This window comes from Sedimentibacter sp. (genome assembly GCF_033447055.1).
Lineage (GTDB): Bacteria > Bacillota > Clostridia > Tissierellales > Sedimentibacteraceae > Sedimentibacter.
This window is the reverse complement of the sequence record NZ_JAWQJF010000011.1, coordinates 1-18,581: the sequence shown is the minus strand read 5'-3', so window position 1 is coordinate 18,581 and position 18,581 is coordinate 1. Positions and strand designations below refer to the sequence as shown.

18 protein-coding genes, 2 pseudogenes and 1 riboswitch are annotated in these 18,581 nt (G+C 33.5%); all 20 genes and pseudogenes read right to left on the bottom strand.

All coding sequences use genetic code 11. From position 1 onward, the window contains the following. Positions 1-244, bottom strand: a pseudogene (locus SA378_RS00980) (polymerase); the annotation flags it as partial. Between the two features lie 74 nt (positions 245-318). After that, positions 319-1,461 (bottom strand): Tad domain-containing protein, encoded by a 1,143-nt coding sequence (locus tag SA378_RS00975; RefSeq protein ID WP_318524129.1) that lies wholly within the window; start codon positions 1,459-1,461, stop codon positions 319-321. Between the two features lie 25 nt (positions 1,462-1,486). Further along, complete coding sequence (locus tag SA378_RS00970; RefSeq protein WP_318524128.1) at positions 1,487-2,494, bottom strand: hypothetical protein; 1,008 nt, start codon at positions 2,492-2,494, stop codon at positions 1,487-1,489. Positions 2,495-2,512: 18 nt separating this feature from the next. Further along, on the bottom strand, positions 2,513-2,842 hold the full coding sequence (locus SA378_RS00965; RefSeq protein ID WP_318524127.1) for a DUF192 domain-containing protein: 330 nt from the start codon (positions 2,840-2,842) through the stop codon (positions 2,513-2,515). Further along, on the bottom strand, positions 2,842-3,771 hold the full coding sequence (locus SA378_RS00960) for a type II secretion system F family protein (protein WP_318524126.1): 930 nt from the start codon (positions 3,769-3,771) through the stop codon (positions 2,842-2,844). The genes SA378_RS00965 and SA378_RS00960 overlap by 1 nt, the downstream gene beginning before the upstream one ends. A 7-nt stretch (positions 3,772-3,778) precedes the next feature. After that, positions 3,779-4,723 carry a type II secretion system F family protein gene (locus SA378_RS00955; RefSeq protein WP_318524125.1) on the bottom strand — a complete coding sequence of 315 codons (945 nt, stop codon included), beginning with the start codon at positions 4,721-4,723 and terminating at the stop codon, positions 3,779-3,781. A 7-nt stretch (positions 4,724-4,730) separates the two neighbouring features. Beyond that, a complete protein-coding gene (locus SA378_RS00950) occupies positions 4,731-6,098 on the bottom strand; it encodes a CpaF family protein (protein WP_318524124.1) in 1,368 nt (455 codons plus the stop codon). A gap of 14 nt (positions 6,099-6,112) precedes the next feature. Further along, positions 6,113-7,309 (bottom strand): AAA family ATPase, encoded by a 1,197-nt coding sequence (locus SA378_RS00945; RefSeq protein WP_318524123.1) that lies wholly within the window; start codon positions 7,307-7,309, stop codon positions 6,113-6,115. A 7-nt stretch (positions 7,310-7,316) separates the two neighbouring features. Continuing rightward, positions 7,317-8,051, bottom strand: coding sequence for a Flp pilus assembly protein CpaB (cpaB, locus tag SA378_RS00940; protein ID WP_318524122.1), 735 nt, complete (start codon positions 8,049-8,051; stop codon positions 7,317-7,319). Positions 8,052-8,064: 13 nt separating this feature from the next. Continuing rightward, positions 8,065-8,460 (bottom strand): TadE family protein, encoded by a 396-nt coding sequence (locus SA378_RS00935; RefSeq protein ID WP_318524121.1) that lies wholly within the window; start codon positions 8,458-8,460, stop codon positions 8,065-8,067. 83 nt (positions 8,461-8,543) lie between these two features. Continuing rightward, positions 8,544-8,684, bottom strand: a pseudogene (locus tag SA378_RS00930) (Flp family type IVb pilin); the annotation flags it as partial. Positions 8,685-8,876: 192 nt separating this feature from the next. After that, positions 8,877-8,964: riboswitch (cyclic di-GMP riboswitch) on the bottom strand. Between the two features lie 77 nt (positions 8,965-9,041). Beyond that, the gene (locus tag SA378_RS00925) at positions 9,042-9,680 is read right to left on the bottom strand and encodes a prepilin peptidase (protein WP_318524120.1); all 639 of its coding nucleotides are present in this window, start codon (positions 9,678-9,680) and stop codon (positions 9,042-9,044) included. A 139-nt stretch (positions 9,681-9,819) separates the two neighbouring features. Next, positions 9,820-10,965: a molecular chaperone DnaJ gene (gene dnaJ / locus SA378_RS00920; protein WP_318524119.1), complete on the bottom strand. Its 1,146-nt coding sequence runs from the start codon at positions 10,963-10,965 to the stop codon at positions 9,820-9,822. A gap of 228 nt (positions 10,966-11,193) precedes the next feature. Further along, positions 11,194-13,041: a molecular chaperone DnaK gene (gene dnaK, locus SA378_RS00915; RefSeq protein WP_318524118.1), complete on the bottom strand. Its 1,848-nt coding sequence runs from the start codon at positions 13,039-13,041 to the stop codon at positions 11,194-11,196. Positions 13,042-13,234: 193 nt separating this feature from the next. Then, positions 13,235-13,807: a nucleotide exchange factor GrpE gene (grpE, locus tag SA378_RS00910; protein WP_318524117.1), complete on the bottom strand. Its 573-nt coding sequence runs from the start codon at positions 13,805-13,807 to the stop codon at positions 13,235-13,237. A 4-nt stretch (positions 13,808-13,811) separates the two neighbouring features. Further along, the gene (hrcA, locus tag SA378_RS00905; protein WP_318524116.1) at positions 13,812-14,870 is read right to left on the bottom strand and encodes a heat-inducible transcriptional repressor HrcA; all 1,059 of its coding nucleotides are present in this window, start codon (positions 14,868-14,870) and stop codon (positions 13,812-13,814) included. Between the two features lie 140 nt (positions 14,871-15,010). Beyond that, positions 15,011-16,156: a radical SAM family heme chaperone HemW gene (gene hemW, locus SA378_RS00900; RefSeq protein WP_318524115.1), complete on the bottom strand. Its 1,146-nt coding sequence runs from the start codon at positions 16,154-16,156 to the stop codon at positions 15,011-15,013. 120 nt (positions 16,157-16,276) lie between these two features. Next, the gene (locus SA378_RS00895; protein ID WP_318524114.1) at positions 16,277-17,014 is read right to left on the bottom strand and encodes an RsmE family RNA methyltransferase; all 738 of its coding nucleotides are present in this window, start codon (positions 17,012-17,014) and stop codon (positions 16,277-16,279) included. Positions 17,015-17,026: 12 nt separating this feature from the next. Continuing rightward, entirely contained in the window at positions 17,027-18,001 is a 975-nt protein-coding gene (prmA, locus tag SA378_RS00890; protein ID WP_318524113.1) for a 50S ribosomal protein L11 methyltransferase, read from the bottom strand. A 71-nt stretch (positions 18,002-18,072) separates the two neighbouring features. Then, positions 18,073-18,498 carry a NifB/NifX family molybdenum-iron cluster-binding protein gene (locus SA378_RS00885; protein WP_318524112.1) on the bottom strand — a complete coding sequence of 142 codons (426 nt, stop codon included), beginning with the start codon at positions 18,496-18,498 and terminating at the stop codon, positions 18,073-18,075. Between the last annotated feature and the right edge of the window lie 83 nt (positions 18,499-18,581).

Sequence of the window (18,581 nt, the reverse complement as noted above, 5' to 3'; positions counted from 1 at the left end):
TTTTATGTTTAAGAAATAAATCTGCAAATGATAAAAGAGCGACGCATGATACAATTATAAGAGCAGTTGATTTGTAATAACTGAAAAAATCCACATAGGTTGTACCACCCTTCCAGAAATTAGCTTCTTCTAAAGGAAGTTCAACTATTTTTCCATATGTTATAAGGGGAATTATTACAATAATAAATATCAAAGGCAAAAAATAAATAATTGATTTTTGTGATGATGACTCTTTGTTTTCCATAACTGCCTCCAGATTAATATGTCTAATTATACATAGGAGTATTATAGATTGTCAATTATATATAGCCATGATAATCATTTAGTTAATTTGACCGTGAAAGAAGTTGAAGGAAGATTATCAAGATCCTTTTCTGCACTAATAATTGTAATATTGCTTGCATAGCTGGTTACTTCATTTCCTATAACTCTACCATGCACAGTAACGTTTGAGCAGTTTATTGAAATTTTTCCCCTTGGTGCATAGACTATTCCGTTTAAATCAACATTTGAAGCATTTATATTTATGTTTCCATTGTTGGAATAAAAGCAGACTGCACTGCTTGAAAGGTTTTCTAGGTTGCTTGTATTGATGGTAATATTACCGTTGGCAACAACTATGCCATTCCCTGTAAAGTTGCTTGCGTTTATCTGTAAATCTCCTTCTACATACATTGCAGATTCAGCATTAAAGTTTGAGCCGTTATATGTTTTGTTGCCTGTATAGTATGTCCCTGCTTCTTGCGCCTGGCTTTTAATAATAGCCGAGAAGTCGGGCATTTCAACTATAGACGCATTAGGAAGTTTGGGTCCTACATCAATATTGCTTCCTTGTATGTCTATGGTCTTTACTGCCTCAACAGCTCCGGTTATATCTGTATTTGAAATATATAAGTTGAATTTATGATTGCTGTGAACACTGCCTTCTATAATAAAATTACTGCAGGCAAATTGCATTTGATTTGTAGTGCTTCCGGAAAATATGGCATAATTAAAAGCTCCTCCCAAAGGTTTTTTTACCTTTTCAGCAGATGCTTCCGCTTGAATATTTGTACCGTCAATACCAAGAATTTTTGCAAATCCAAAGGAAATTGCTTTAGTTCCAGCAATTTCGACAGTACTGTCACAATCAGCAAATCCAATTGATATATCATCAGGTTCATACCCGTTTAACTGTATATATTCATTTGCTGATGTGGAAGCTTTAACCTCGTCAGGTAACTCCTGAGCCGCTGCAAGACATGCTGCATCTAAGGCATTTTGAAGTCTTCCTTTTTCATTATTCATATATCCCACATCCACAGCCAATGCTCCGAATCCTAGAAGTACGGACATCAACACGGCAGCAAAAACCATGCTCTGCCCGGATTCATCAATAAAAGTATGGGGGCGCAACTCCTTCTGACGGGGTGAATCTTTGCAGTATAGGAGAAACGTCCCCAATAATGTTAATATATTCATGGTATCTCCCTCTGAACTATTGTTCTTAAGCACCAAATTTATATTGTTTTTCAGCTTTGATTTCCATTGCTGCCAGTCTTGCTTCAGCATCTCTTAAGCTTTGCTCTGCAATTAATTTATCTGTTATTGCACTTGATTTTTCATTTATCATATTTATTGATTTTTTAAATTCTTCTTCAAGTGCATTTTTTAATTCTTCGTTTGCTGATAATAATTTATTGTTTTGCAAGCTAATAATTTTCTCTGATTTTTGTGATGAGCTTAATCTTTGGTTAATAAGAGAAATTTCTTCATTTAATTCTACAATTGTCTGTTCCTTTAATGAATTTTCTGCTGCTTGTATTTTATTTACTTCTGTTAATGCTGAAAGCTGTTCACTTAATTCGCTGATTTTAGAATTAAGCTGTGTGAATTTTCCTTCCGACATAGTATTTTTCAGATATTTAACTTCATTTTTTTCTTCTTCTAGCTGTCTTGAAATAGCTATAATCTTATCACGAAGCTTCCTCGATTCTTGTTTTTCGGATATTAACAGCTGTTTTTGTGCTTCTGCTTCCTTATTTGATAATTCTAAACTAAAATTCAAATCAGAAACATCTTTATTAAGCTTACTCGTTATATTATTTAAAGAGTTGTTTTCCTCATTTAATTTTTTAAGCTCCTCTTCTAATGCTACTGTATTTTTTTGTAAAGACAGAAGTTCCTCTTGTGAATACTCCGTGTCTAGAAGCTCAATTGTCTTTATGGATTCTGTAAGGTTATCATATTCAAGAGATAATTTATTGTAACGATTTATAATTACTTCATGATCATTTCTGAGACTTTCTTTTTCTTGGAAAACTGCTTCTAAATTTCTATTGAAGTTTTCTTGTGCTGTTTGATACTGTTTTCTTAAAAGGTTAAAATACTCTTGTACGGATTTTTTTGTATATCCTCCAAATGTATTTTTTAAATGTTTATGCATATCTGCTGCTTCAGTTTTTTCTCTTAGCTGATTGACTATATTATCATTGCTATTTAGTATTTTTTCCATTTTTTTAACTCCTTTATTTTATTCCTTAAACAACAGCGTATCTCCTATTTTTACATCTTGTGATGCCCCTTCTTTAAGTTCTAAAACATGAATAGTATTTTTAACTATTTTACCTATTTTCCAAGGCTTGATGGTTTCCTTTTCAATTACTGTCATATTTTTAGAAAGATAAACTGCATCAATAGTGAATTTCATAAAAAAACAGTGTATTGATGAACAATTTTTAAGCAATAAGCCTTCCTCTGTATTTATTGAGCTTTTGCCTAAAAGGCCCTTTAATCTTTTATTAAATGTATCAGCTATTGCTACTTGATTTGCTAGTAGCTTGTTATTATACATTACAACCATTACATACCACCTAATTCCTCAATGATTCTAATAACTGCCGGTCCCATTAATGCTATAAAAATTACCGGAAATATAAATATTACCATGGGTATAAGCATTTTCACCGAAATTTTCATCGCACGTTCTTCTATTTTGTTTCGCCTGCTTTGACGTATGGCTTGTGATTGTGTCCTGAGTACATTTTTTAATGATATTCCCATTTTGCCTGCTTGAATTACTGCTCCTGCAAAGGATTTTACATCTTCAATATCGCACCTTTCACCAAGGAGCACTAAAGCGTCCCTTCTTGTCCTACCCATAGTCATTTCTCTGTAGGTTATGGTAAATTCATCAACCAAAGGTCCTTCGAAATGATTTATAACATGCAGAATTGCTTGTTCAAATCCAAGCCCTGCTTCAACGTTTACACTTATCATGTCTAGAATATCGGGCAGCTGTTTTTCCATTTTTTCTCGCCTTTTAGTTATATTTGATGTTAGATTAAATCGCATAATTGTAAAGGCTGAATACATTCCTAAAAGAGGGGCAAGAATTATCATTATTTTTTTAAGTTTTAGCATATAACCTATTAATAAAAATATTGCTGCAAAGAATATTATTACAATAAGCCTGATTGCATTGTATTCGCCAATCGACATGGTAATACCAGCTTGGCGAAGCATTTTTCTTAATTGCTCTGACTTTTTAGAATCATCTGCCGAGTATAAATATTTACTGAAAAACTTAGCTGTTAAATTAATCATGGGTTTAAAAAATCTTTCCCACAAGGGCTTTTTCATTTCTTCATCTACAACATCCTCAATGCTTTTTCCAGATATGCTTGCTAATCGTCTGTTGAGATTATCTTGGTTTAAGCCATTTGTATGAAATGCTGCTATTAATAAACAAAACACTGTAACTCCAAATAATGCGGAAATAAAGGCTATCATATACTCCTCACATTTCTATATTGATTATTTTTTTTATAATTAGAAATCCCATTGTTTCCATAACAATTGATAAAACAAGTAAAACCTTGCCCATGTAAGATTCAAAAAAACCTGCAAAATAATTAGGATTTAGCACCATTACTGTTAGCACAATGGCTATAGGCAATATACCTATGAGCAATCCGGATATCCGCCCTTGGGCTGTAAGTGTATTTATTTCTTGTTTGATTTTTATGCGCTCTCTAATTGTAGCAGCTATTGTATCTAAAATTTCTGTTAAATTACTTCCCACCTGTGAAGAAGTAACAACAGCTGACACCAATAATTCTAAATCTTCACTGCCTGTTCTCTCAACCATGTGACGCAATGCTATTTCTTGATTAACCCCATAATGAATTTCTCTTAATACCTTTGTAAATTCAGCTGAAATGGGAGGCTGCATATCATTTGCTATACTTTGCATTGATTGCAAAAATGTAAAGCCTCCCTTAATGCTGTTTCCCATTATCACAAGACCTTCACTGAGTTGCTTACTGAATAATTCTGACAGTTTTTTTCTTGCCTTATTTACTAAAATTGGTGGTATTATAAATCCAATAAAGCCCACTGCAATTGCAGTAATGATATTTCCATCAAAGGCAACAATTATTAGCATTGGTACAATGGTTATGCCTATCCAAAAATAAATAAATTCCAAGGCAGTAAGTTTTAGACCTGAGGAAGCTATATAATTTGTTAACTCCTTGCTTACAAGCTTAAATGCAAGTTTTTTATTTTTTTGTTCTTTGTTTCTTTCTTTTATAAATTGTTCCTGTATATCATCTTGATTATTTTCATTGTAATATTTTGATATTCTGCTTTTAACCTTTTCTCTGCCTGATGAAGACAATAATATATATACAATTAAATAAACGGTTAAAGCTCCTAGTAAGACTATCAATAATTTTTCCATATCTCCCTCAATTTATAAACCAATCGTCTCTTAAAAGAATTCCTACAGAAGAAAGCTTTTCTAAAAATCTTGGCCTGATACCTGTAGCTATAAAGCTTCCCTTGATTCTTCCATATGAATCTAAGCCCTCTGCCTTATATGTGAAAATATCCTGAAGGGTGATGGTATCTCCCTCCATACCAACAATCTCTGTAATATTTATTACTTTTCTTGAACCATCCTTCATACGCTGCTGATGCACTACAATATCTAATGCTGAATGTATTTGCTCTCGTATTGCTCTTACCGGTAAATCCATTCCCGACATTAGCACCATCGTTTCTATACGTGACATAAGTTCTCTGGGTGAATTAGCATGGGCAGTTGTAAGGGAACCGTCATGACCTGTATTCATTGCTTGGAGCATGTCCAAGGTTTCACCTGAACGAACCTCTCCAACAATAATTCTGTCCGGACGCATACGAAGTGAGTTTCTCACTAACTCTCTAATGCCTATCTGTCCTGCTCCTTCTAAGTTTGCAGGTCTGCTTTCTAATGTAACTACATGATCTTGCATTAATTGAAGCTCAGCCGCATCCTCAATGGTAACTATTCTTTCGTTTGGTGGTATATAGCTTGATAAAACATTGAGCAAGGTTGTTTTTCCACTACCTGTGCCACCAGATACAATAATATTTAACCTTCCTTTTACGCAGGCTTCTAAAAATGATACCATTTTGGGAGAAATTGAATTATATTTAATTAAATCACCGGCTGTAAGTGGCTTTTTAGAAAACTTTCTAATTGTCATGGTGGGTCCTTTTAATGATAGGGGAGGGATTACAGCATTAAAACGTGAACCATCCTTCAAACGGGCATCTACCATTGGACTGGATTCATCTATACGTCTTCCCACAGATGTTACTATTCGGTTAATAATATTTAATACATGTGTATCATCTTTAAATACAACCGGTGATAGTTCAAGCTTACCCTTTCTTTCAACATATATCTGATATGGACCATTAACCATTATTTCTGATATTTCATTGTCATTTAACAACGGTACTAACGGACCCAGACCCATTACATCATTAAATATTTCTCTTAGCAGTCTTGCCTTTTCGCTCCTTGAAATATTAATTGACATAGAATCAACTATGGATTCCATTATTTTATGTAATTGCTGCTCCTGGTCATCATCTACATTAAATAATTTTAAATCCTGCTGATTAACTGTTTCGATAAATTTTTTATGCACATGCTCCTTAAATTCTGCAAATTCATCGTGATATATTTTATTATTTATAACAGGCATCTCTTGAGATTTCTTTTCTGAATTTTTTTCTTCTATATTAAATGTTCTTTGTTTTTCCAGCCTGTCTAGTAAACTCATCTCTTTCTACCTCATTACTTTTTCTTTCTAAAAAAGATATTCTTCTTAGTGTTTTTCATTTGAATATCATAATTACTTGTTCCCTTTAACAATATATCAACTAATTCTTTTATAGATTGACTAAGCTTGCTTTTAGGCGCTCCCACCACAAACGGTATCCCTCTGTTTAATGCATTTACTGCAACCTTGTAATCACTGGGGATTTTAACCCATATGGGATAGCCGATAATCCTTTGTACGTCCTTCACGGTTATGGTATTCATGTCTACGGCTCTGTTTATTATTATCCTTATTTTATCTGTTTGCTGCAGGGATTCTAAAAGTGATACGCTAATTTTTGAATTTTTAAGTATTGAAACATCTAGACCTGAGATGAAAAGTATCAACGAAGAAGATTCTAAAGCAGTAATATTCACCTCTGAAAACGAAGGTGCTGTGTCAATGATGACATAATCATAGTATGTTCGAAGCAGGCTTAATAAACTCATTATTTTTTCCGGTGAAATTAGCTCTTCGTATTCCGGGCTTTTGGGTGCACACAGCACGTGCAATCCACTTGAATGAATAGCCATATAGCTTCTGACAGAGTCAATATTTGGGGTTATAACATCTTGTATTAATTCTGTTATTGTATCCTTAGGCTCAATGTCTAAAAATATATGTGCATCTCCAAATTGTAAATCCAAATCAACCAATACTACCTTTTTGCGTTTTTCAGCAAGAGACACTGCAAGGTTAGTAGCAATAGTGCTTTTTCCGAGTCCTCCTTTTGCTCCAAATACGGAAATAACTGTAGAAGCCCAAAGAATTGTTTCGTTTTTTCCAAGAGATTTAATTCTGATTATTTCATTAGTATATACTGTCTTTATGTATTCAGAAAATTCCCTTGTTGATTTTTTAAGCTCTATTACATTGTGACACCCTACATTTACAGCAGCCTGCATCATTTCAACATCCAGGTTTTCTGCTGCTAATATGACAAATGTGCGCGGCCTATGCATTACGATTCTTTCAGCTAAATTAAGAACATCTGTATCTCCGGCACCCAATGTCATTATTATTATATCCGGGGATGTATTTTCAATTTTATCTAATGCCAATGAACCGCCTGTTGATTCCCCAAGGATAAATATTTCATCATCATCTATTAATTGCCTGAGGGTATTTATGTTACTTTCCATTTTGCTGATTAACAATACATTTATTTTCATAGCATACCTACTTATTTTTAAATATTATTTCGTCAATTGTTAATGCTGGTAAGGATGTTTTTTTGTCATCTAATGGAGATCTTAATGCTGCTCTTAATTGTCCTTTGTATTCGGACATGCTTATTTCCATTGCTTCCTCAGGTGTTACCTCAAGGGTTAGAGAAACATATGGATTTTCACCTTCAGCTTTTTCTTGTTCTGTAAATTTGTCATCAACTGCCAGCACCTTAATATTTTCTAATAGCATTACTGTGTAATCTATTGTTGTTTTATTTCCATCAGGCTCTTTTACTTCAACTTCATATTGGGCAATTACATCAACCTTATTGCCTGGTAATATCATATTTGATAATCCTGAAATGTTATTTACACCAATTGTGACTGCCCTCATGCCTTGTCCTATAGAGTAGGGCAAGTATCTGCTTGATTTTGCATCTCCTAGAGTTACTAAACGGGAAGACAATATTTGTTCTCCTGTTATGATTTCCGCGGTTGAAACCTTGCCTACGACATCGTCCATATTTTTTTCAGAATCAAGTAGTATTGCTTCATCTGGCAGCATGGTGGATTTTAGCATTTCTTTTGTTATAAGAGTATTTGGAGGAATATTTTGTGCAGCTGTAATTACTTCTGTCTTTGATACCTCAACAATAACCGGCTCACTTATATTATTTAAAAAATTATACAAAAGTAAAGCAACAATTATTGCTGATAATAAAGCTAATATCTTTACCTTCTTCATACTTCCTCCGAATTTATTCTTTTCTCATTTTTGTTTGTGCACTTACTATATATTTACCGTCACCATCACCATCAATTATTAACGGTGTGAATGGAGTTAAAATATCTACATTGTATGATACTGAAACCGATATAATATTATCTGCCTCTGTAGATACAGTTACATTATCGTCAACACCAAAATTATTAAAATAGCCTTTAACTATGTTCTCAGTTACATTAACATCGTAACCGGGCTCGCTTGAATGAATTGCAGCATATCTGGCACCTTCTCTGCAAGCATTGTTTGCAATTGTTTGGTGATGAAAAATCCAGCCAAAATCTATTATTCCACCGATAATTAAAAAAAATATCGGTAAAACAAGTGCAAATTCAACAATTGCCTGCCCGCCTTCGCTTTTATAATTCATAATTTCTCACCCCGTAAGTTGTAAAAAGCACCTTCCCGACCATACGGACGAGTCGGTGCTCTTTGTTGGAAAATTTGCAGACATTATGGAGTAGCTATATTCGCATTTGTTGATAAACCTGTAAAAAAAGCAGTAAGCTGAGTACCAAAAGCTACCGCTCCTACCACAACAACAAGTGCAACTACGCCAATTATCAACCCATACTCTACCATACCCTGACCACTTTCCTCGTTCTTTAACCATTGTAAATATTTTTTTCATTTGTTCCCTCCTAATGTATTTTTTTAATAGCAGCAAATACTTAGAGAGATTTAAAATTTTTTAACAAAAAAACCTTGCACAAAGAGCAAAGTTAAAGTCGTTAAAAATGTACAAAACATCCGAACATTTGTACATCAAATATACAACAAGTGTTGTATAGCAACTGGCTGTCATACTATTTTAAATAGTTTAGACCCTATAGCTTTGCGTCATTTTCTTTTGAAAATTTTGCCACTATTAAATTAGTTTCATACTAGCATAAAAGCGATATACTGTCAAGTATAATTTTTAAAGTTTTTCTATTTTTTTACATATTTTTTTCAAAGTAGTACTGTCATTATGGATATTATCATGCCTGAAACTATGAATGGCGCCAATGGAAGCATAGTTGATAAATATATTTTTTTAAGCAGCATTCCAACCCCTATAAATACCAGCAATACAGCTGCCATTGCCATAACAGCAATAATTATGAGAGGATATCCAAGAGTAAGCCCCATTGCTCCGGCAAGCTTAACATCACCTGCTCCAACCTTTCCAAAGCCTACAAATGCTGCTACTGCCGTAAAGACCACCATTAATACAATCATGGATATAAATGCAGCAGTCAGTGTATTGACACCAAAATGGGATATTTGAAATAAAAGTCCCAAAACAACAAAGAGCAAGATTATTTCGTTTGGTATAATTCTAATGCAAATATCTACAAAAGCAGTTATCAGTCCTGTTACAATAATTAATCCGATTAACATGGCAACGAGCTTATTTTCTGCATTAAGTGCTGTAATGTACCATACTGCTCCGTTAAACAAACTTAATAACAATTGAAGCTGCGTCGAAAATAAAAAGTTAAAGTTGGTTGAAACTTCTTTTTTCTTGTAACTTATTATCTTTTGAGAAAGCCAAGGAATTTTATAACCTATTACAATACCTATTATTCCATATATTACAGCCGTCATTTTTTTCTCCTTTTATTTATTTTATATAACGTTAAAGAAAATTCCATAAAAACTTGTCTTATTATACCAAACCAAAGCAGCTATATCAATAAATGGTTTAAAAAAGACGCCCTAAAGCGTCTAAATTTTATATTTATTATTAATCCTTAAAAGTATCCTTGATTTTACCGAAGAATCCTTTTTTATCATCTTTATCCTGTGTTTCTCCCATTTCTGCTGCGTACTGCTCGAGAATGGATTTTTGCTTGTCTGTAAGCTTTCTTGGTACTTCTATTTTAATTCTTACGTATTGGTCGCCCTTACCTGCGCCTCTCAGGTTTTTGATTCCTTTGTTTTTCAATCTGAATACTGTTCCCGGCTGTGTTCCTTCAGGTACTTCGTATTTTACTTTGCCTTCAAGGGTTGGTACTTGGATTGAACCGCCAAGAGTTGCTTTTGTGAATGATATTGGTATTTCGCACCAAACATCGTTGCCGTCTCTTTCAAACAGTTCGTGTTCTTTCACATTGATGTACACATACAAGTCTCCGGCTGGGCCACCGCGCTCTCCGTGGTTTCCTTCACCTCTTAATGGTATAACTGAACCCGAGTCAACTCCGGCTGGAATATTAATTGAAAGCTTTCTTGATTTCTTTTCCTTACCTGTTCCGCCGCAAGCTTCACATGGTTCTTCTACAACTTCACCTGTCCCGTTGCATGTAGGGCATATTTTTGTGCTTGCAAACTGTCCAAATGGTGTTCTTTGAACTGTTTTAATGCTTCCTGCACCGTGGCATGTAGGACAAGTTTTTTTGCTTGTTCCTTTTTTTGCTCCTGTTCCATCACAAACATGGCACTTTTCTATACGATTTATCTTAATTTCCTTTTTAGTTCCAAATGCTGCTTCTTCGAATGTTATGTCCAGCTTTATCTTCAAGTCAGAACCTGCTTTAGGGCCGTTTCTTTGCGCTCTTGTGTTGCCCCCGCCGCTAAAGCCTCCTCCAAAGAAATCTCCAAATATATCTCCAAATATATCTCCAAAGTCATTAAAACCTGCACCGCCGCCAAAACCTTGTGTTTGGTCAAATGCCGCATGACCGAACTGATCATATTTAGATTTTTTATCTGGGTCACTGAGAACTTCATAGGCTTCATTTATTTCTTTGAATTTTGCTTCTGCTTCCTTGTTATCCGGGTTTAAATCAGGGTGATATTGTTTTGCCAGTTTTCTGAATGCTGCTTTTATTTCTTTATCGTCTGCTCCCTTTTCTATTCCCAGTATTTCGTAGTAATCTCTTTTTGCCATAAACTTCTCCTCACCACCTCAGTGTTTCTTACATTAACCAAGCTAAATCTTAAAGAAGATTTAGCTTGGTAATATTTTTAAAATTCTGATATTTTTTTGATAGATGATATTCCGCAGTCTCATTCACAAATATATTTGCTCCTACGTCGCATATATTTGGAATTCGTTGCGAAAGACCTACCGCTATTTTTCAGAAAAACCACTCTGAAAAATAGGGTTAGGGCTTCTTTATTTGTCGTCGTCGTGGATTTCTTCGAAATCTGCATCTACTACATTGTCATCTTGTTGAGCTGAACCTTGGCTGAAGTCCGGTTCTCCCTGAGGTCCACCTTGCGCACCTGTTTGAGCATAAAGCTTTTGAGCAAGATCATTGAATACTTTAGTTAAGTTTTCAGTTTTTTCTTTCATTCTAGCTGTATCATTGCTTTCAATTGCTTTTTTAAGTTCATCCGCTGCTGCTTGTGCTGACGCTTTTTCTTCTGCTGAAATTTTTCCTTCTAAATCTTTTAATGTTTTTTCTGTCTGATATACTAATGTATCTGCATTGTTTTTAATTTCAATTTCTTCTTTTCTTTTCTTGTCATCTTCTGCAAATTGTTCAGCTTCTTTAACTTTCTTTTCAATATCAGCGTCTGACATTTTTGTTGAAGCAGTAATTGTTATTTTTTGTTCTTTTCCTGTTCCTAAGTCTTTTGCACTTACATTAACAATACCATTTGCATCTATATCAAATGAAACTTCTATCTGTGGAATTCCTCTCGGTGCAGGAACTATACCTGTCAATTGGAATCTTCCCAATGAAATATTGGCATCAGCCATTTGTCTTTCACCTTGAAGTACATGAATATCAACTGCAGGCTGGTTGTCTGCTGCTGTTGAGAACACCTGGCTCTTCTTTGTTGGTATTCTTGTGTTTCTGTCAATTAATTTTGTAAATACTCCGCCTAATGTTTCAATACCTAATGATAATGGAGTAACGTCAACTAACAATATGTCGTTTCCAAACTCTCCTGTCAATACTCCACCTTGAATAGCTGCTCCTAATGCAACACATTCATCAGGGTTAATTCCTTTATCAGGTTCTTTTCCTGTTAATCTTTTTACTGATTCCTGGACTGCAGGTATTCTTGAAGAACCGCCTACCAACAATACTTTATCAATTTGACTTGCAGTTAATTTTGCATCTGACATAGCTTTTTTTACCGGTTCAACAGTTTTTTCAACTAAGAATGAAGTAAGTTCATTGAATTTAGCTCTTGTAAGGTCCATATTCAAATGCTTTGGCCCATCTTGAGTTGCAGTGATAAATGGTAAATTGATTGTTGAAGTCATTGCACTTGATAATTCTTTTTTAGCAGTTTCTGCAGCTTCCTTTAATCTTTGAAGTGACATTTTATCTTTTCTTAAGTCAACTCCATTTTCTTTTTGGAACTGTCCAGCTAAGTAATCTACTATAACAGCATCAAAGTCATCTCCGCCAAGTCTGTTATTTCCGGCTGTTGCTTTAACTTCAAACACGCCCTCGCCGATTTCAAGTATTGAAACGTTAAATGTTCCTCCACCAAGGTCAAATACCATGATTGTCTGCATATGAGTTTCTTTATCTATACCATAAGCAAGTGCTGCTGCTGTTGGTTCATTTATGATTCTTTTTACTTCAAGTCCTGCTATTTTGCCTGCATCTTTAGTTGCTTGTCTCTGGCTGTCTGAAAAATATGCTGGAACAGTGATAACTGCTTCTGAAACTGTTTCTCCTAAATAGCTTTCTGCATCAGCTTTTAATTTTTGAAGTATGAAAGCTGATATTTCCTGTGGTGTATATGATTTTGTATCAATTTTAACTTTGTGGTCTGTTCCCATTTCTCTTTTTATTGATGATATTGTTCTGTCTGAATTAGTAACTGCCTGTCTTTTTGCTGTTTCACCTACTAATCTTTCTCCATCTTTTGTAAATGCTACGATTGAAGGAGTTGTTCTTTTACCTTCTACGTTTGATATAACAACGGCTTCTCCGCCTTCCATAACGGCTACACAAGAATTTGTTGTTCCTAAGTCAATTCCTATAACTTTACTCATTTTTTCCTCCATATATATTGATATAATTTAATTTTTTATTATTAAAATTAATGATGAGATCCTTCGCTTTGCTCAGGATGACATAAATTAATATTTTGTTTGATTCATGAGATCCTTCGCTTTGCTCAGGATGACATTAAAGTCGCTACTTACATGATGACATTAATTGTTGTTCTATGTTGGATGATATTAACTACTTCTTGCAAATTCTAACCATTGCAGGTCTTAGCAATTTATCATTAAATGTATAACCTTTTTGCAAAACATCGATTATTGTACCATCCTCATAATCATCGCATGCTTCAAATGCAACACCATAATGAACATTGTGATCAAACTGTTTATGTAAAGCATCAACTTCCTTCAATCCTTTTTTATTAAGAATTCCGGCAAGCTGAGTATAAACCATTTGAACTCCTTGCTTGAAATTGTCAGTTTCTGACTTGTCAGCATCTATTGCTCTTTCAAGATTATCCACAACCGGAAGCAATTCCAGTATTATATCTGACATTGCATTTCCATAAGTTGATATTTTTTCTTTTTCTGTTCTGTTTTTATAGTTAAGGAAGTCTGCCTGCAATCTCAGCAATTTATTGTTCAGCACTTCTTCCTCTGAACTTTTTGAATCTTTTGAGTTTTCTGTTTCTTCAACTTTATTTTCTTCACTTATTTCTTCATTTGCTTCTTTTGCTTCATTTAAAATATCTTTATCTTGCGCAACATTTTCATTTAGTTTTTCTTCATCACGCTTTTTTGCCTTTGCCATTTCTTCACTCCTTATTTTCATCATCAAAGTTTTGACTTATTATTTCATTAACCGCTTCAGACATTGATTTAACAGCAGAAATTACAGTGTTATAATCCATCCTTGTCTGTCCTATAACTCCAATTTTGCCAATGAGTTTACCATTGAATTTATAAGTTGCAGTTATAAGGCTGCAATCTCTTAATTCTTCATTCTGATTTTCATGGCCTATGCAGATGCTTAGATCATTTCCCCCAACAAGTTGAAGTAATTTAGCCATACTGTTTTTATTTTCAACAAATGAAATAAATTCCCTTGCTTTGACTACATCATTATATTCAGGCAAATCCAATATATTTGTAATGCCATCTGAATAAACATTAATATCTTCCAGCTTGCCTATTTGATCTATTAAAAAAGGCAACAATTCCATCATTGTATCACTATTGCTTTCTCTCATATGGTAAAGCTCTTCTATTAAACTATCCTTGATTAAATCCATATCTTCTAACTTATATCCACACAATTTTTTCGAAAGAGCAACTGATATTCTTTCCATTTGATCAAAAGGTATGGGGCTTTGCAATCTTAATGTCACTTGCTTTACAATGTTGCTTTGCAATATAATTAAAAGCAATATTTTAGTATCAGTTATTGGAACCAGCTGAATTCTTTTTAAAACTGACTGTTTGAGCTGTGGCGCAACAATAAATGATGTGTATTTTGTAAATTGCGACAATATTCTTACTGAATTTTTGAAAACCGAATCAAGTTCACTTGCCTTGTCTTCTATTATATATCTCAATTGATCCATATTAGTATTAGATGAACTTTCAACTTTTTTCCATAAATCATCAACATAGTATCTGTAAGCTTTGTCTGTAGGTATTCTACCTGATGAAGCGTGAGGCTGAACAAGAAAACCCATCTCTTCCAAATCAGACATTTCATTTCTGATTGTAGCAGGGCTGACACCAAGCTCGTATTTCTTTGAAATAGTCCTTGAACCTACAGCTTCTGCATTATCAATATAACTGGAGATAATTGCTTTTAAAATTTTCACTTTTCTCTTATCCAAAGACATTTCATCACCTCTTTGTTTTTTCTTTGTTAGCACTCTCTTTGGTTGAGTGCTAAACCATAGTAATAAGATACTACTTTACATTTATTTTGTCAATAGGTTAATATAAATTTTTTTATCATACAAAATCTTTAGTTCAATACTCAATTCTGCGGCATAAATTTTTCAAAAACAAAATTGGAAATATCCATGCCTGTTTGAGTAAGCTTTACAAAATCTCCACTGTATTCCAACAGTTTATTATTAATTAAATATTCTATTTGTTTAAGATATGCTTCATAAAAATCTACCAAAAATTTATTCTTAAAATCAACAACATTTAATCCTTCCGTCAATCTTAGTCGAAGCATTATATATTCAAATATTAAATCTTTTTGATCCATTACTTCATGTATTTTTCTTTCAAATACATTTGCCTCTGAATTCAGGCAATATGAATTTAAATCAGAAGGATTGCTGTATCTGATATCATTAAGAAATGAATGAGCTGATGGACCTATGCCTATGTATTCTTCTTGATTCCAGTATTTTAAATTATGTTTGCATTCATATCCTTTTAAAGCAAAATTAGAAATTTCATATTGAAATAAGTTTTTATCTTCCATGACATTTCTGCCTGCATAATACATTTCTCTTTCTTCATCCTCTTTAGGCATTATGATTTTTCTGTTTTTTTCCATATCATACATTGGTGTGCCTTTTTCCAGCTTCAACGAATAAAAAGAAATATGCTTTACATTTTTTTCAATTATTTTAGACAATGTAGTTTCAATATCTGCTATTGTTTGATCCGGGATATTAAACATAACATCAGCATTTATATTTTCAAAGCCAAATTGTTTTGCTCTGTCAATTGCTTCAAGAGCTTCCCTACTGTTATGAATTCTTCCTATTTTATGCAATATATCATCATTTAACGATTGAATTCCAATGCTTAATCTGTTTATTCCTGTTTCTTTATATACTTTTAAGTTTTCTTCAGTCAATGTGTTAGGATTTGCTTCCATGTTGATTTCTGCATGCACATCAATTTCAAAAACACTTCTTATTTTTTCTAAAATCCTTCTTAAATTACCTGGATTGATTACAGTTGGAGTTCCACCCCCAAAATAAATAGTATCAACAATATACTTTTCATTTAATGTATCTCTATAATTATTAATTTCATTTATAACCGCATCAATATATTTATTTTCTGATTCATCATTCCATTTAACTGAATAAAAATCACAGTATTTGCACTTTTGTCTGCAAAAGGGAATATGAACATAAATACCTAGTTTTTTCATCCTACCTCCATGGGGACTCCGTGGGGACGGTCCTTTTTGAGACCATTCCATTTGACATTTAGGGACGGTCCTTTTTGAGACCATTCCATTTGAATACGGTTCCTTTTGATTGATATTATTTCATTTCATTTCATCGCATGCATACATAACTACAGTTGCAGCAACAACCCCTGCTGTTTCCGTTCTTAGTATCCTTTTTCCCAATGTGACTATATGAGAATCTATTTCCTTAAACATTTCTATTTCCTTAATATCAAACCCGCCTTCAGGACCTATTATTATGTAATAATTTTGTTTTGGCTCAGCTAAAACATCCTTCAAAAGTCTCATATCTTCCAATTCATACGGAACAATAATTTCTGCATCCTCATTCTTCAATCGTTCTACAAGTTCTTTGACTGTTGTGATGCCTTCAACATTGGGAATTATGTTCCTTTTGCTTTGTTTTGCTGATTCCTTGGCTATTTTTTGCCATCTGTCCAGCTTTTTTTGTTCTCTGTCTTTTTCATTAAGTTTTACTACAGTTCTTTCTGTTATTAAAGGAATGAAATTTTTTACACCAAGCTCAACATTTTGCTGAATTATAGTTTCCATTTTAGTTTGTTTAGGGATTCCCTGGCACAATGTAATATTTATGAACGCTTCATTATTTTTTTCTATTTCCTCAATAATCCGGCAGACTATATCATCTTTATTAATTTCTTCAATCTGCGCCCTGTATTCACTGCTGTCTGTCACTACAGATATTAAATCACCTGTCTGAGCACGCAATATTGTTTTTAAATGCCTTGCATCGCCGCCTGTAACATTTATATTGTTATTTATAATATTATCATCTGAACAAAAATATCTGAACAATTTAACCTCACCCTATTTTAATTTTGCTGTTACACAAACCCATTCTTCGCTATCGTTTATTTCCATTATTTCAAACCCAAGTTTTTCAAAATCATTTACAACATCATTTAAATACTTCTTTATAATCCCTGAAGCAACGACCAATCCACCTTTTTTCAAGAATTTTGGAAATGTTATACTCATGCCCATTATTATTTGCGCAATAATATTTACTGCAATCATATCATATTTATTGCTTCCAATAGATTCCTGCAATTTTTCGTCACCTGTTACATCACCGCAATAAACTGTAAATCTGTCATCATAAATATTGTTCAATGCTGCATTTTCCTTTGCAATTCTAACAGCATTTTCATCAATATCAACGCCAACAGAAGTTTTTGCTCCTAGCAATATAGCTGCTATAGACAATATTCCGCTTCCACAGCCCATGTCCAATACTTCCATGCCCTCATACAAATGTTTTATAATTTGTTCGATGCACAAACGTGTTGTATGATGCTGTCCTGTTCCAAAGCTCATGCCCGGATCAATTTCAAGAATTATTTTTCCTTCTGTTGATTCCGTATCCTCTTCCCATGATGGCTTAATTATTATTTTATCTGAAACAACAAAAGGTTTAAAATATTGTTTCCAGTTGTTGGCCCAATCTTCATCATTTAAAATTCGAGTTGCAATTTCAAGTCTCCCTAAATCAATATCTTTATTTTCGTCTTTTAAAACATCAATAAATTTACGAATTTCATTTAGTAACTTATTTCCTTGATTGTTTTCTGCGAGATACACCTTAATACAACTCTCACAATACTTCATTTTTGAAAGCTCTTCGTCATAATAATCCCAGTTCATTGAATCATCATGCAAGAAATCTTCAAACACACTTGCATCTTCTATTACAGCAGCATTTATTCCAAGCTTCATTAATGCTCCATTTATTATTTCAATTCCATTTGTTGTTGTATATATTGACACCTCTGTCCAATTCATAATTATCCCCTAGATTTTTACTAATTAATCACAATTTTTATCTGATCTTTAGCATTAGTTTATTTCAAATATTAGTTTATTTCAAATATTTTCGCTTCATTATTACCTGATATTTTAACATAGATTTTCCTGTTTTGTGATATGTTTTCTTCAATTTGAGAAAGCAAATTTTGCAACTGCTTAACGCCATCTTCAATAAGGGTTTCATTTGTAATCACAGGAACCAATAATTTAGCAATCGGTTTAATATTGGGACCAAATGCTTTATTTATAACTCCTTGAGTACCTTCCTCTTTGAGAAGTTGCATTACACTCTTAGCTTTTTGAGGATCAGCATGTTGTCTCTCCTCTTCTGTAGTATTTTCAATAGTTTGCAATAGTCTTATAGAATCTGTCGTTACATCAAAAATACAATAAAATTTTGCATCTCCAAAATGTCTATCAATAAAATTCAGTTTATCATCCGTTGCACATGCTATAATCATGTTTTTTACCATTCCTTTCGCTTCGCTCAAGGCACAAACAAGTTATGAAAAAATGGTTGCGCCCCTCCTCATTTTGTTTTAATATCTTCTTATGG